This is a genomic window from Rudaea sp., from assembly GCF_057139185.1.
Genome location: NZ_DBNHDN010000045.1, coordinates 20,752 through 33,530 on the forward strand (window position 1 = coordinate 20,752; position 12,779 = coordinate 33,530).

Genomic DNA, 12,779 nt, shown 5'->3' on the forward strand with positions numbered 1-12,779 from the left:
GCGGTCAGCCCGGGCCGCGGCTCTTCAGCGCCGCGCGCAACCGCGCCGCGAATGCTTTCGGCTCGCCACGGCGCACACTCACTTTCGGCGTGCCGTGCCAATCGGCAACACGCTGGATCGCCGATGCGACCGCGGCGACGAGCACGTCATCCGGGTCGGTTCCTGGTTCGAGGAAAATCGCCTTGATCTCGAACTCGCCTCCGGCCCGATGCGCCTTCGCGTCGAGCCGGCCGACCAGACGGCCACGGTGCAGGATCGGCAGAACGAAATACCCGTAGCGACGCTTGTGTTCAGGCAGGTAGCACTCGATCGTGTAGTCGAAGGCGAACATCGCGCTCGCGCGCTCACGATGCCAGACCACGGGGTCGAACGGTGACAGCAGCGTGGTGTGCGTCGCGCGCAGTGCGCCGCGCGCGGCGCGGGCGAGCAGCGGCGCATGGTCGCGGTGCACGTAGCCGGGATTGTCCCAGCCACGCACCTCGACGCGGATCAGTTCGCCCGCCTCGACATGCGCGTCGAGCGCGGCATCCTTGAATTTCCTGTTGAGGCGGAAATAGTCATCGATCCAGCGCGCCTGGCTGATGCCAAGCGCGCGCACGGCGCCAAGCAGGAACTCGCGGCGGATGTCCGCCTCGTCGGCACGCGTGTCGACATCGATGGATTTCGCGCGTGCCAGCACACGCTCGGTGAGATCGTAGACACGCTGGAAATTCTCGCGCCGCGCGATCATCAGTTCGCCGAGAACAAAAGCGGCCTCGAGCCAGCGCTTCTCGTTCGAGCGGTTCCACCAGCCACCGACACCCTTGATCTGGCGCTCGAAGTCGGATGACTTCACCGCGCCGTTCGCACGCACGTGCTCGATCAGCGCCTTGATCTCGGCGCGCTGCTCGCGCTGCATGCGCGCCGCATTCTTGTGCGCCCAATGCCCACCGCGGATCGGCGATGGGTGGCGGTGCAGGCCGAGGTCGTCGATCGGCGCGAAACAGGCCTCGTGCGCCCAGCATTCGAAAACATCGGCCTGCGCGAGCGCCTCGTCAAGCCAGCGTGTGTCGTAGTCGCCCAAACGCGAGAACAGGACCAGATACGGACTGCGCGCGACGACGTGGATCGTGTCGATCTGCAGCAAACGCATGCGCTTGATCGCCATATGCACCGACGCGCGCCGCGCGCGTGCTCGCGTCGGCGCGAGCAGGCCTTGCGCGGCGAGATGCAGGTTGCGGGCCTGCTGCAGACTCAGGCTCAACATGCGGCGGTTATCCGGCAGTCATGCAATGCAGAACTCGGCGTACCCATTCGAGTCGAAACAATTTGTCAGTTCCCAACCGGAGAATGTCCATGGATATCGTCTCACGTGCCGCGATCGCTGCCTCGATCCTCGCCATCGCCACGGCGCCCTGCTTCGCCCAGGATGCAGTGGGCCACGTCACCGATGCGCAAGGCCGCGAGGTCACGGTGCGCACCGGCATGCCCGCTCCCGAGCAATACGGACCCAAGCCCGCGTTCGCCACGCTGGACAGCAATCACGACGGCACGATCAGCCGCGAGGAAGCGAAGGCGTTTCCACCGCTGGTCAACGATTTCGATTTTGTCGCACAGAACGGCGCGCGTGTCTCGGCGCACCAGTACGCGCGCTGGGATTATCGCTGATCCGCCGATCTGCGGCGCAATACCCGACCCGCGGCCTGCGCGAGCAGGCCACGGGATCAGGTCGAGGATTCCGCAGGGGAAGTCCCGGCCGGCGACGGTGCCGCCCGTCAGTGACGCGAGCCGCGATGCGAAGGCACGGCGCTGCGCACGCTGCCGCCGGAGTGGCTGCTCCAGCCGCCATGCCCACGCCAGGGCCCATGGTAGTGGTGGCCACCCCAATAGCCGCCGTAGAAGCCGAGACTGATGGACGGCCCATAGCCGTACCAGCCCGGCCCGTACCAGCCCGAACCGTAGCCGTACCAATACGGATCGTAGTAACCGTAGTAGGCGCGCGCCGGTGCGTAATAGTCAGCACGGCTGTCGTCGTAGTCGACAACGGCGTTGCCGTTGCCACCGTCGTAGACGACGCCTGAACGTACCGGATAGTAGACGCAACCGCCGAGACCAAGGCCGGTCGCGGCGAGCAAGGCGATGGCTGAGGACTTGATGACCGCATTCATGGCGCACTCCGCCTCGTGGGATGTGCGAAAAATATACACCCGCAGCGCTAAATCAAGTCTGAGCGGCTGCGTTCACAAAACTTCACTCAGGGCCGGGCAATCTTGTCGACCCAGGCAGCAAACGCCTGCATGAACTTGCCAAGGAACTCGGCCGTCACCGGCAGCAGAGTGCCGTCGGCCTGGATCAATTTGTCGAAACCGCTGAGGTAGACTTCGGGTTGTTGCAACAGAGGCACGTCGAGGAAAACCATGGACTGGCGCAGTGCGTGATTGGCGCCGAAGCCGCCGATGTTGCCGATCGAGCCGCTGACGATCGCGCCGGGCTTGCCGCCCCAGACGCTCTTGCCGTACGGGCGCGAGCCCACGTCGATTGCGTTCTTCAGCGCACCGGGCACGGAACGATTGAATTCCGGAGTGACAAACAACAGGCCCTGCATCGCGTGCATCCGGTCGCGGAAGCGCCGCCAAGCCTGCGGCGGTGCATCGGTTTCGAGGTCGAGGTTGTACAGCGGCAGGTCGCCGATCTCGACGATATCGAGGGCGAGCGACGGCGGCGCAAGGGCGATCAGGTTCTCGGCGATCTTGCGGCTGCACGACTCCTTGCGCAGGCTACCAACGATGACGGCGATACTTTTGGTGCCCATGCAGAATCTCCTGTGAGTGACGAGTACCGGATTTGGCGTCCGGCGAATCAGAACCGCGGGCTGGCCAGTTGTTGCAGGAAAGCCGGCAACACGCGTGGTTCGGCGAGCAGCGTGAACACGACGCCGTAGGCGCCGCCCCACAGATGCGCGCTGTGGTTGATGTTGTCGCGGCCATGGCGCTCCATGTAGATCGAATACGCCACATAGGCCACCGCGTAGAGGATCGCCGGCATCGGCAGGAACCAGACATAGATCCGCGACCATGGGCTGAGCAGGATGAAGGCGAACAGCACGGCTGACACGCCGCCGGAAGCGCCGAGGCTGCGGTAGGCCGGGTTGTCCCGGTTCGCGACGTAGCTCGGCAGCATCGATACGACCACCCCACCCGCGTAGAACAGGGCAAAGCCGAACGGCCCGAGCACTTGTTCGTAGAATCCTTCCAGCGCCCTGCCGAAGAAGTACAGCGTGATCATGTTGAACAACAGGTGTGCGCCGTCGGCGTGGATCAACGCATGGCTGAGGAAGCGATAGTACTGCCCGCGTTTGACCGCAGGCGGCCAGAAGATCAATTTGTCGATCAGTTGCGCGTTGCTGAAGCCGAGGAAGGAGACGACGCAGGTCGCAGCGATGATCAGCAAGGTCGTGGTCATTTGAATCCTGGTTGCAGTTTGGAAGTTCCTGACAAACGCCGGGTTATGCTTGTACCCGAAGCGCAATGGTAGAGGAAAATCCATGCTGACGATCCACACCACGCACCCTGCTGCCTGCAGCGTATGGAAACCCGGTGCCGCAGCGCCCAGTGACACACCCGTCTGGCTCGACCTGCTCGATCCCGATGCGGCGGAACGCGGGCATGCCGAAAGCCTGCTCGGGGCAAAGCTGCCGCAGCGCGAGCAGATCAGCGCGATCGAGCTGTCCAGCCGTCTGCATGCGGACAACGAGATCCTGCGCCTCAACGTTCCCGCATTCGCGCGCGCCGAAGCCGGCAGGGGTGCGATGACCCCGCTCGGTTTCGTGCTTACGCCGAAGCTGCTCGTCTCGATCCGCTACGCCGAGTCGCTCGCATTCGCGCACACGAGCAAGCTCGCCACGGCGGCGGACGCGCCGAACGGCAGCATCGAAACCTTCATTGCGCTGATCGAAGCCATCGTCAATGTCGCCGCCGACCGCATGGAGGAAACCAGCGGCGAAATGTCGAAGCTGTCGCGCGCGGTGTTCGCCGACGAGCGCGGTCAGCGCGGCTTGCTGCGCGGCACGCTGTTCAAGGTCGGCGCGATGCAACGCCAGATCGTGCAGTTGCGCGCAGCGATGCTCGGCGTGTCGCGCGTCATCGCCTACCTCTGCGAGTCCGCGCCGAACTGGATCGACAAGAAGCATCTGCAACGGCTGAAGACGATGCAGACCGACATCGGCTCGCTCAACGAATTCGACCAGCAGTTGTCCGACCGCCTGCAGTTCCTGCTCGACGCCGTGCTCGGCTTCATCAACAACAACCAGAACGACATAATGAAGGTACTCACGATCGTCTCGGTCGTGACCATCGGGCCGATGACGCTCGCCGGCATCTGGGGCATGAATTTCAAGTCGATAGCCGAGTACGACTGGCCACACGGCTACGCGATGGCGCTGGCCGCGATGACGGTCAGCGTGATCGTGCCGCTCGTCATCTTCAAGTGGAAGAAATGGTTTTGAGGTCGACGACGTGCTCTGCCCGCGTGATTGGCAGCGGGGGATGACTTCCGGCAGTTCCCGGACGCTAGGCGCGGCCGTAGCCTGACCACCTCGCAGCAAGGGAAGCGGCTATGAGAAACGTCCTGCTCACCAGCTTCGCGCTTCTGGCGTCGGCGCAGGCCGGCGCCGTCGACACGACATCGGTCGCCCCTGGCGTCGATCTGATCCCCGGCACCTTCGTTCCCGGCCGCCAGCCCGACGGCAACAGTCTGATCTTCCGCACCGCGGACGGCCTCGTCGTGTTCGACAGCGGCCGCCACGCCGAGCATACCCAGCGCATCCTCGACTACGCGAGGGACGCGAAGCTGCCGATCAAGGCCGTGATCAACAGCCACTGGCATCTAGACCACGTCGGCGGCAATCCGCGCATCCGCGCCGCGTATCCCGAGGTCCGCGTCTACGCGAGTGTCGCGATCGACGAAGCGATGGGCGGCTTCCTCGCCAACTATCGCAAGCAATTGACCGAGGCGATCGCGCAGGACACCGATGAAAAAACCACACAGGCGTACCGCGATGAAATCGCGATTATCGATACCGGCCGCGCGCTGTATCCCGACGAGGTGATCGACAAGTCGAGCACGCGGCACATCGCCGGACGTGCTTTCGGCGTGCATCTGCAGACACATGCAGTGACCGCCGGCGATGTCTGGATCTACGATCCCGCGACGCGTACGCTTGCCGCCGGCGATCTCGTCACCCTGCCCGTGCCGCTGTTCGATACCGCCTGCCCCGCGCGCTGGAAATCGGCGCTGGCCGATCTCGAGCGCGTGCCGTTCACCACGCTCGTACCCGGCCACGGCGCGCCGATGCCGTGCGCGCAGTTCGGGATCTACCACCGCGCCTATGCGAACCTGCTCGACTGCGCGGCGAGCAGCAAGGACAAGAGTGCCTGCATCGACGGCTGGATCGCCAATGCGGAACCGCTGCTGATCCACGCCAACCCGGGCTTCGTGCGCACGCTGGCCGGCTACTACATCGACAATGTGCTGCGTGGCCCCAAAGCCAAAATCGATAAGCTCTGCAACGCCAACACCTAGTCTGCCCGATATCCCATCGTTGCTGACAACTCGAGGACACCACCCATGCGCAGCCTGCTGACCGCCGCCGTTCTTGCCGCCTCGTCCAGCGCGCTTGCCGCGCCGCCGCCAGCCACCACGGGCTGTCCGCCAAGCGCGAGCGAATACCACCAGTTCGATTTCTGGATCGGCACATGGGAAGTGCGCGACCCCAGCAGCAAGACCGTACTGGGCCACAGCCGCATCGAGGCGATCAGCGACGGCTGCGGCATCAGCGAGCACTGGACCGGCGCCAAAGGTAGCAACGGCGTCAGCTACAACGCCTGGGATTCCGACACGAAACGCTGGCATCAGTTCTGGATTGGTAATCAGCCGAACGGCGTGCTGCATCTCGAAGGCGGCATCGTGGACGGCAGCATGGCGCTCGCCGGTACGAAGAACAACGCGCCGACCGGCAAGCCACAACGCCAGCGCATCACCTGGACGCCGGCCAAGGACGGCAGCGTGCGCCAGCACTGGGAGTCTTCCGACGACGACGGCAAGACCTGGACGACCGCGTTCGACGGCATCTACCGCAAAGACGCGCGATGACCCGCCCTAAGGCTGCTTCGCCGGCAAGCGCGAGGCGTGGCTGGAAACGATCTTCCATTCGCCATTGCGCTTGACCCAGGCGTCGGTGAACTGGAAGTCACCACTGAAGGCCTTGCCGCCCGACTCACTTTTGAGCGAGGTGACGCCGTTGACGATCGCGGTGTCGCCGCAGAAGCGCATCTTCTGGCTGTGGTTGCGGAATTCGCCGCAGCGCGGATCGCGCATAGTCGCCTCGCCTACATCGCCGTCGCGGCCGGTGACAGTGCCACGCGAGTCGGTCAACGTGTAGCGCTCGTCCTCGATGCGTTCGATCGTCTTCGCATCGGCGTCGCGGAACGCATCGCACAATGCGGCTTCGGCACGGCGCAGGTCCTTCTCGTCCTTATTTTCCCGCGCGCGCAGCGGGAACAAGAGCCGTTTTCATACGCGTCGACAGGACTAGGCGTTGCGCCTGTCGCGCACGCCGCTGCGAGAATTCAGTCAGCGCAAACTTTCGAGGCGCGAATTCAACCTTGCTTATACTTCCAGTTGCGCTGCTTGCCTTCGGCCATCCATTCAACCGCTTGCGCGATGCGGTTCTCGCGCGTCTGCGCACGCTTGGCCTCGGTGATCCATTCGACGTATTCGCGCTTGCAGCTCGCGCTGAAGGCTGCGTAAGTTGCCACAGCCCTCCTGTTCTTGTTCAGCGCTGCGGCGAGATCGTCCGGCGTCGCCGGCGCCGGCTTCGGCGCCTTCCTCGATCTGGGCGGTGCCGCGGCGCGCTCGTCGCCAAGCGTCATCGCCTGTCGCACATAGCCGATCAACGCCTTCTTCGACGGCAGATCCTTGAGCGAGACGACCCGTCCGAACTGGCCCATCGCGTCATCGCGCTTGTCCTCGTTGCCGACAATTCCGCGGACGCCCCAGAAGCCGAGCGCGCAGTGCCGCTTGAACGCGGCGATGCCGCAGAGAATGCGGTCGTGGTAGAGAAACGCCGGCATGCCCCACTTGATCGCCTCCTCGGCCTCAGGGCAGCCTTGGTGGATCACCGCGCGCAGATGCTCGAGGATCGGCCGGGCAAAATCGGCCGATTTCGCGATGTACCCATCGATTCGTGGATCGCGCTTGCCCATGAATTTACTCCTGCGCTCGTCCCTGATCGCGAGATCAAGAAGCGGCCATCCACGACCGCACTTTTCGAATAAATCCTACGCTTCCGGTCGCATATACGGAAACAGCAATACGTCGCGGATCGAGGGCACGTCGGCGAGCAGCATGACGAGACGGTCGATGCCGACGCCGAGGCCGCCGGTCGGCGGCAGGCCGACTTCGAGCGCGCGGATGTAGTCGGCGTCGAAGTGCATCGCTTCGTCGTCGCCCGAATCCTTGGCCTCGACCTGCGCCTTGAAGCGCGCCGCCTGGTCTTCAGGATCGTTCAATTCGGAAAATCCGTTCGCAATCTCTTTTCCACCGATGAACAGTTCGAAACGATCGGTGACTTCGGGATCGTGATCGTTCGCGCGCGCGAGCGGCGAGACTTCGGTCGGATGAGTGGTGACGAAGGTCGGCTGGATCAGCGTCTGCTCGACCGTCTTCTCGAAAATCTCGAGCACGATCTTGCCCCAGCCGTAGCCGGGTTTGACGTGGACGCCGAGCTTCTCGGCATGCGCGGCGATCTTCGAGCGGTCGCGCATGTCCGCGCGCGCGATCTGCGGATTGTGTTCGAGCACCGCATCGATCATCGACCAGCGGCGGAACGCGGGACCGACATCGATCTCGCGGCCTTCCCAGGTCAGTGCGGTCCTGCCGACCACGTCGCGCGCCGCGGTGCGGATCATCTCTTCGGTGATGTCCATGATTTCGTTGTACGTGGCGTAGGCCTGGTACAGCTCGAGCATGGTGAACTCGGGATTGTGCCGGGTCGACACGCCCTCGTTGCGGAAGTTGCGGTTGATCTCGTAGACGCGCTCGAAGCCGCCGACGGTGAGGCGCTTCAGGTACAGCTCCGGCGCGACGCGCAAGTACAGGTCAAGATCGAGCGCGTTGTGATGCGTGACGAACGGCCGCGCGGTCGCGCCGCCGGGGATCACGTGCATCATCGGCGTCTCGACTTCGAGGAAGCGCTTGGAATCGAGCAGATTGCGGATATGCCGCACGATGCGCGAGCGCAGCTCGAACACGCGCCGCGACTCGGGCGTGACGATCAGGTCGACGTAGCGCTGACGGTAGCGCTGCTCGACGTCGGCCATGCCGTGCCACTTGTCCGGCAGCGGGCGCAGCGACTTGGTCAGCAGACGCAACTTGTCCACTTTTACACTGAGCTCGCCGGTCTTGGTACGCATCAGCGCACCCTCCGCGGCGATGATGTCGCCGATGTCCCAGGTCTTGAACGCCTCGTAGGTATCACCGACCGCATTCGCCTGGATGAAGAGCTGGACACGGCCGCTCATGTCCTGGATCTGGACAAAGCTGACCTTGCCCTGCCCGCGCTTGAGCAGCATGCGTCCCGCGACTTTCACGCGCTTCGCGGCAACCTCGATCTCCTCGGCCGTCCTGCCTTCAAACTCGGCTTGCAGATCGCCGGCGAAAGCATCCGGCGCGAAATCGTTCGGAAACGCCACCCCCTGCGCACGGATCGCGCGCAGCTTCTCGCGGCGTTCGGCGATCAGCTTGTTTTCGTCCTGTGCCGGCGCGCTGTCGGTTGTCGTTTGCGGTTCGTTGCCACTCATCTGATGTCGTCCAAAGCAAAACTTATGCGTCGATGCGTTTCGCGCCGGCCTCGAGACCGGCCTTCAGGCTGCCCTCGATGAACTCGTCGATGTCGCCGTCGAGCACCTTCTGCGTATCGCTGCGCTCGATGCCGGTGCGCAGGTCCTTGATCCGCGACTGATCCAGCACGTAATTGCGGATCTGGCTGCCCCAGCCGATGTCCGATTTGGTCGCTTCGAGCCTGTCCTTCTCCGCATTGCGTTTCTGCACCTCGAGCTCGTACAGCTTCGCTTTCAGCATCTTCATCGCGCGGTCGCGGTTGGCGTGCTGCGAGCGCTCGGTCTGGCAGGCGACGACGACGCCCGAGGGCACGTGCGTGATGCGCACCGCCGATTCGGTCTTGTTGACGTGCTGGCCGCCCGCGCCCGAGGAACGATACACGTCGGTCTTGAGGTCGGCCGGATTGATCTCGATGTCGATGTCGTCGTCGACTTCGGGCGAGACGAACACCGAGGTGAAGCTCGTGTGGCGGCGGTTGTCCGAGTCGAACGGCGACTTGCGCACGAGGCGATGCACGCCGATCTCGGTCTTGAGCCAGCCGTAGGCGTATTCGCCCTCGACGCGGAACGTCGCGCTCTTGATGCCGGCGACTTCGCCCGCGGACGCTTCCATCAACTCCGCCTTCCAGCCCTTGTGCTCGGCCCAGCGCAGATACATGCGCAGCAGCATCTCGGCCCAGTCCTGCGCCTCGGTGCCGCCGGCGCCGGCCTGGATGTCGACGAAGGCGTTGTGCGAATCCATCTTGCCCGAGAACATGCGCTGGAACTCGAGCGACTCGACGTGCCGCGACAACTTGTCGACGTCGTCGGACACGGCCTGCGCAGTGCCTTCATCGTTTTCCGCGTCGGCCAGCTGCAGCAGCTCGTCGGCGCCGCCGAGGCCTTCGCTCAGCTCGCGGATGCCGGTGACGATCTTGTCCAGCGAGGCACGTTCCTTGCCCAGGTTCTGCGCGCGCTCGGGATCGTCCCAGACGTTCGGGTTTTCGAGTTCGCGGCTTACTTCTTCGAGACGTTCGGCTTTCGTCTCGTAGTCAAAGATACCCCCGAAGCGAGGCGACGCGCGCCCGCAGGTCCGCAATGCGGGCGTGGATGGGGTTGGTTTCGATCATGGTCCGGGCAATCAAAAAAGTCGGTCGCGAAGGATAGCAAATTCCGGCGCGCGACGGATCACGCAGGCTCGACGTGGCGCAACAGCAGCTGCAGCCGACGCGTGCCGTTCCATTCGTTGACGTCGAGCGCGTAGGCGGTGCGCACGCGCGACGGCGGCGGCGTACCGTCGTAGCCGCCAAACCACATCGCGTCGAGCGGCGCGGCGAGGCCATGGTGCCGCAGGCGCAGGCGCAAATGCGTTTCGCCGACCACGCGCCAGTCGGCCAGCGTGAACTCACCGTCGAACAGCGGTTCGGGAAACGCCTGCCCCCAAGGCCCGGCGTAGCGCAATTGTTCGGCAAGTTCGAGCGTGAAGTCGCCGGCAGCGAGTTCGCCGTCGGTCAGCAGCACGCAATCGAGCTGCTCCGGCGCGATGCGTTCGCACGCAACGGCATCGAACAATTCGCCGAAGCGGGCGAGGTCCGCGCGATGCAGGCTCAGCCCGGCCGCCATCGCGTGGCCGCCGTAGCGATGCAGCAGGCCCGGGGCGCGCGCATCGACCTCGGCCAGCGCGTCGCGCAGATGGAATCCGGGAATCGATCGGCCCGACGCTTTGATCTCGTCGCTGCTCTCGCCCGCCGGCGCGCAGGCGATCACCGGACGGTTGAACCGCTCCTTCAGCTTTGACGCAACCAGGCCAACGACACCGTGATGCCATTCGGGTTCGAACAGCACGATGCCGACCGGCAACGAATCGGCGCCGTGCCGGGCCAGCCAATTTTCCACGGAAGCTTGGGCCTGCTCCACCATGTTGGCCTGCAGATCGCGGCGTTCGTGGTTGATCGCCGACAGCTGCGCCGCCAACTGGCGCGCGCGCGCCGTATCGTCGGTCAGCAGGCATTCGATGCCGAGGCGGATATCTTCGAGGCGCCCGGCGGCATTGATGCGTGGGCCGACGACAAAGCCGAGATCGCGGGCCACCACCCGCGCCGGATCGCGTTTGCCCGCATCGAGCAGTGCGACGATGCCGGGACAGGACCGCCTTGCACGAATACACTTGAGCCCGGCGTCGACGAGGATGCGGTTGTTGCGGTCGAGCGGCACGAGATCGGCCACCGTGCCGAGCGCGACCAGATCGAGCAATGGCGACAGGTCCGGCTCGGGCACGCCACGTCCGGAAAACCAGCCGCGGGCACGCAGATGTGCGCGCAAGGCAACGAGCAGGTAGAACATCACGCCGACGCCGGCGAGCGCCTTGCTCGGAAACGCATCGCCGGCAAGGTTCGGATTCACCATCGCGTCGGCGTCGGGCAATGCCGCGCCGGGCAGGTGATGATCGGTGACGATCACGCGCAGGCCGCGCGCCTTGGCGGCGGCGACGCCGGCGTTCGCGGCGACGCCGTTGTCGACGGTGATCAACAGGCCGCCATCACAGAGCCGCGGACTGCGCGCCACGAGTTCTTCCACCAGCGCCGGACTCAAACCGTAGCCGTGGGTGAAACGGTTCGGCACACCGTACTCGACCTGGCGCGCGCCGAACATGCACAGACCGCGTACGGCGACGGCAGTGCCGGTTGCGCCGTCGCAATCGAAGTCGCCGACGACTACGATCGGTGCATCCGCGCACAGCGCGGTCCCGAGCAACTCGCAGGCACGCCCGACACCGCCAAGTTGCGCCGGCGCAAGCAATGCCGTCAGGCGATGGTCGACTTCCTCCGGCGCCACGATGCCGCGCGCAGCGAAGATCCGGCGCAGCAGCGGGTGCACCGACGGCGGCCAGCCCGCCTCCACGGCGGGCACCGCACGGCGTTCGATGCGCGGCTTGCGGTTCACGCGGCCGGCTTCGCCCGGCGCCAGAAACGCCAGCGATGCAGCGGCTTGACGACGTAGCGCTCGCCGCTGTCGCAGAACAGGTTCAGGGTGCCGACCCGATGACGCTTCATCGCTGAATCGATCGGGCCCAGCCACTCGCGATCGAGCCGCTGCGCATCGCGTTGACGGGCGAGATCGATCAGGACCGAAGCCTGTGCCCCGTCGCGCTCCGGCACGGACGAATCCGCCGGAAACTGTCGTGCCGCATCGCCAAGGTCGCCGACGGCCGCGCAGCGCGCAAGCCTTGCGGTTGCCACCACAACCTCGTCTTCGCTGAACACCCGGTCGAACCCGCAGCGCACGGACTCGGGCAAGGTCCCAGCGCCCCAGAACCACAGGCTGTTGACCAGCGGCAGGCCGCGTCGCATGCGGCGGACATTGAGCGGATGCTGCGTCAGCACGATCTGCACCTCGTTGAGCAGCCCGCGCCAGCGCCGCGCGTCGTCGCCCGTCGGCAGGTGACGGGCAAGGTCGTCGCCGAGAGCGTCGTCGGGCGAAGAGAATCGCGGCAATCCCACGCCAGCCTCGCAGCGCAGATACCAGCGTTGCGGATGCGGCGCATCGAACGGCATTCCGGCGTCGCCGAACAACGGCTTGAGCGCTTCCGCGAATGCCTCGACTTCCTCGCTGGACAAGTCCATGTTTCCGCACTGGAGCAGACGCAAGGTGACCGCATCGGCCATGACGAACGCCGGGTCGGCGCGCAGCCACTTCGCGCCGCCCGCATCGCCGCCATCCAGGCTGCGGGTAAGCGCCGCAACCGGCAGCGTCGCAGCGCCGACGTCGAAGCACTCGTGCAGCACGACATCGCGCCCGCCGACGGCATCAGCCAGGCGGTTGCCGCGTGCGATCCAGCGCGCCAGTGTCGCGGATCGTTCGGCGCGCTTGCGTGCAGGCAGCAGCAGGCTGAGTCGCATCGGCTTTTTCCTGCACCGCCATCGC

General features: G+C 65.1%; 14 protein-coding genes. 4 read left to right on the forward strand and 10 right to left on the reverse strand.

The genetic code is table 11. The features are described 5' to 3' along the window. Positions 1-4: 4 nt before the first annotated feature. The gene (locus AC16HO_RS15760) at positions 5-1,246 is read right to left on the reverse strand and encodes a winged helix-turn-helix domain-containing protein (protein ID WP_395642180.1); all 1,242 of its coding nucleotides are present in this window, start codon (positions 1,244-1,246) and stop codon (positions 5-7) included. An 89-nt stretch (positions 1,247-1,335) separates the two neighbouring features. Here AC16HO_RS15760 and AC16HO_RS15765 point away from each other — a divergent pair, with 89 nt between their 5' ends. Next, positions 1,336-1,647: an EF-hand domain-containing protein gene (locus AC16HO_RS15765; protein ID WP_395642181.1), complete on the forward strand. Its 312-nt coding sequence runs from the start codon at positions 1,336-1,338 to the stop codon at positions 1,645-1,647. Between the two features lie 107 nt (positions 1,648-1,754). Here the strand turns inward: AC16HO_RS15765 and AC16HO_RS15770 are convergent, their stop codons facing one another. The 3 genes from AC16HO_RS15770 to AC16HO_RS15780 form a co-directional block, all read right to left on the reverse strand. After that, complete coding sequence (locus AC16HO_RS15770) at positions 1,755-2,147, reverse strand: hypothetical protein (RefSeq protein WP_395642182.1); 393 nt, start codon at positions 2,145-2,147, stop codon at positions 1,755-1,757. A gap of 86 nt (positions 2,148-2,233) precedes the next feature. Further along, on the reverse strand, positions 2,234-2,791 hold the full coding sequence (locus AC16HO_RS15775; protein ID WP_395642183.1) for an NADPH-dependent FMN reductase: 558 nt from the start codon (positions 2,789-2,791) through the stop codon (positions 2,234-2,236). Positions 2,792-2,838: 47 nt separating this feature from the next. After that, the gene (locus AC16HO_RS15780; protein WP_395642184.1) at positions 2,839-3,441 is read right to left on the reverse strand and encodes a rhomboid family intramembrane serine protease; all 603 of its coding nucleotides are present in this window, start codon (positions 3,439-3,441) and stop codon (positions 2,839-2,841) included. Positions 3,442-3,523: 82 nt separating this feature from the next. Between AC16HO_RS15780 and AC16HO_RS15785 the strand changes: the two genes are divergently transcribed. From AC16HO_RS15785 to AC16HO_RS15795, 3 genes are all read left to right on the forward strand, one after another. Beyond that, positions 3,524-4,483, forward strand: coding sequence for a CorA family divalent cation transporter (locus tag AC16HO_RS15785; RefSeq protein WP_395642185.1), 960 nt, complete (start codon positions 3,524-3,526; stop codon positions 4,481-4,483). Positions 4,484-4,593: 110 nt separating this feature from the next. Further along, complete coding sequence (locus AC16HO_RS15790) at positions 4,594-5,559, forward strand: MBL fold metallo-hydrolase (protein WP_395642186.1); 966 nt, start codon at positions 4,594-4,596, stop codon at positions 5,557-5,559. Positions 5,560-5,604: 45 nt separating this feature from the next. Next, positions 5,605-6,129, forward strand: a complete 525-nt coding sequence (locus AC16HO_RS15795) for a hypothetical protein (protein WP_395642187.1) — start codon at positions 5,605-5,607, stop codon at positions 6,127-6,129. A gap of 6 nt (positions 6,130-6,135) precedes the next feature. On the opposite strand, the gene AC16HO_RS15800 is transcribed toward AC16HO_RS15795, so the two are convergent. The 6 genes from AC16HO_RS15800 to AC16HO_RS15825 all read right to left on the reverse strand — a co-directional run bounded on the left by AC16HO_RS15800 (position 6,136) and on the right by AC16HO_RS15825 (position 12,754). Next, positions 6,136-6,540, reverse strand: a complete 405-nt coding sequence (locus tag AC16HO_RS15800) for a nuclear transport factor 2 family protein (protein ID WP_395642188.1) — start codon at positions 6,538-6,540, stop codon at positions 6,136-6,138. 95 nt (positions 6,541-6,635) lie between these two features. Continuing rightward, complete coding sequence (locus tag AC16HO_RS15805; RefSeq protein WP_395642189.1) at positions 6,636-7,241, reverse strand: YdeI/OmpD-associated family protein; 606 nt, start codon at positions 7,239-7,241, stop codon at positions 6,636-6,638. A 75-nt stretch (positions 7,242-7,316) separates the two neighbouring features. Then, positions 7,317-8,837: a lysine--tRNA ligase gene (lysS, locus tag AC16HO_RS15810; protein ID WP_395642190.1), complete on the reverse strand. Its 1,521-nt coding sequence runs from the start codon at positions 8,835-8,837 to the stop codon at positions 7,317-7,319. 22 nt (positions 8,838-8,859) lie between these two features. Continuing rightward, positions 8,860-9,985, reverse strand: a protein-coding gene (prfB, locus tag AC16HO_RS15815; RefSeq protein ID WP_395642191.1) for a peptide chain release factor 2 whose coding sequence is annotated in 2 segments (ribosomal slippage) — positions 8,860-9,909 and positions 9,911-9,985 — 1,125 coding nt in all. Because the reading frame shifts where the segments join, the coding sequence is not laid out codon by codon here. Between the two features lie 58 nt (positions 9,986-10,043). Beyond that, positions 10,044-11,798, reverse strand: coding sequence for a single-stranded-DNA-specific exonuclease RecJ (gene recJ / locus AC16HO_RS15820; RefSeq protein ID WP_395642192.1), 1,755 nt, complete (start codon positions 11,796-11,798; stop codon positions 10,044-10,046). Continuing rightward, positions 11,795-12,754, reverse strand: coding sequence for a phosphoglycerate mutase (locus AC16HO_RS15825; protein ID WP_395642193.1), 960 nt, complete (start codon positions 12,752-12,754; stop codon positions 11,795-11,797). The genes recJ and AC16HO_RS15825 overlap by 4 nt, the downstream gene beginning before the upstream one ends. Positions 12,755-12,779 lie beyond the last annotated feature (25 nt).

Coding starts and splice junctions, on each gene's coding strand:
- AC16HO_RS15775 (WP_395642183.1), bottom strand. CDS start 2,791: ATGGGCACCAAAAGTATCGCCGTCATCGTTGGTAGCCTGCGCAAGGAG.
- AC16HO_RS15795 (WP_395642187.1), top strand. CDS start 5,605: ATGCGCAGCCTGCTGACCGCCGCCGTTCTTGCCGCCTCGTCCAGCGCG.
- AC16HO_RS15770 (WP_395642182.1), bottom strand. CDS start 2,147: ATGAATGCGGTCATCAAGTCCTCAGCCATCGCCTTGCTCGCCGCGACC.
- AC16HO_RS15805 (WP_395642189.1), bottom strand. CDS start 7,241: ATGGGCAAGCGCGATCCACGAATCGATGGGTACATCGCGAAATCGGCC.
- AC16HO_RS15780 (WP_395642184.1), bottom strand. CDS start 3,441: ATGACCACGACCTTGCTGATCATCGCTGCGACCTGCGTCGTCTCCTTC.
- AC16HO_RS15765 (WP_395642181.1), top strand. CDS start 1,336: ATGGATATCGTCTCACGTGCCGCGATCGCTGCCTCGATCCTCGCCATC.
- AC16HO_RS15825 (WP_395642193.1), bottom strand. CDS start 12,754: ATGCGACTCAGCCTGCTGCTGCCTGCACGCAAGCGCGCCGAACGATCC.
- lysS (WP_395642190.1), bottom strand. CDS start 8,837: ATGAGTGGCAACGAACCGCAAACGACAACCGACAGCGCGCCGGCACAG.
- AC16HO_RS15760 (WP_395642180.1), bottom strand. CDS start 1,246: ATGTTGAGCCTGAGTCTGCAGCAGGCCCGCAACCTGCATCTCGCCGCG.
- AC16HO_RS15785 (WP_395642185.1), top strand. CDS start 3,524: ATGCTGACGATCCACACCACGCACCCTGCTGCCTGCAGCGTATGGAAA.
- AC16HO_RS15790 (WP_395642186.1), top strand. CDS start 4,594: ATGAGAAACGTCCTGCTCACCAGCTTCGCGCTTCTGGCGTCGGCGCAG.